The organism is Flavobacterium azizsancarii (assembly GCF_027980145.1).
Lineage (GTDB): Bacteria > Bacteroidota > Bacteroidia > Flavobacteriales > Flavobacteriaceae > Flavobacterium > Flavobacterium azizsancarii.
Window position 1 is genome coordinate 1 of the sequence record NZ_JAMZNK010000110.1, and the last position, 834, is coordinate 834.

Consider the following 834-nt stretch of genomic DNA (forward strand, 5'->3'; position numbering starts at 1 on the left):
ACGGCAACTTCCAGTCTCAATGCACTCTCACAAAGTGAAGTTGCATCTTTTATCGCCGCATAATAAGTACCACTTGTTAAAGCTGTTGTACTTGGAATCAATGTTCCGCCAGTTAAAGCAGTATACCAAACGATATTAGATTCGTTTAATTGAATACTTGCAAAAGTTGGCAAAGTCGACTGACAGAAGTTTTGTGTTCCTGCAGTTACCAAACTTGGTGTTCCAGGATCTGTTACTATTACGGCAACTTCCAGTCTCAATGCACTTTCGCAAAGTGAAGTTGCATCTTTTATCGCCGCATAATAAGTACCACTTGTTAAAGCTGTTGTACTTGGAATCAATGTTCCGCCATTTAAAGCAGTATACCAAACTATATTAGATTCGTTTAATTGAATACTTGCAAAAGTTGGCAAAGTCGACTGACAGAAGTTTTGTGTTCCTGCAGTTACCAAACTTGGTGTTCCAGGATCTGTTACTATTACGGCAACTTCCAGTCTCAATGCACTTTCGCAAAGTGAAGTTGCATCTTTTATCGCCGCATAATAAGTACCACTTGTTAAAGCTGTTGTACTTGGAATCAATGTTCCGCCATTTAAAGCAGTATACCAAACGATATTAGATTCGTTTAACTGAATACTTGCAAAAGTTGGCAAAGTCGACTGACAGAAATTCTGTGTTCCTGCAGTTACCAAACTTGGCGTTCCAGGATCTGTTACTATTACTGCAACTTCCAGTCTTAATGCACTCTCGCAAAGTGATGTTGCATCTTTTATCGCTGCATAATAAGTACCACTTGTTAAAGCTGTTGTACTTGGAATCAATGTTCCGCCATTT

General features: G+C 39.1%; 1 protein-coding gene. It reads right to left on the reverse strand.

The window, feature by feature from the left end:
• Positions 1–834, reverse strand: an 834-nt coding sequence (locus NJT12_RS24820; RefSeq protein ID WP_479687006.1) for an Ig-like domain-containing protein, incomplete at both ends; no start/stop codon positions are given.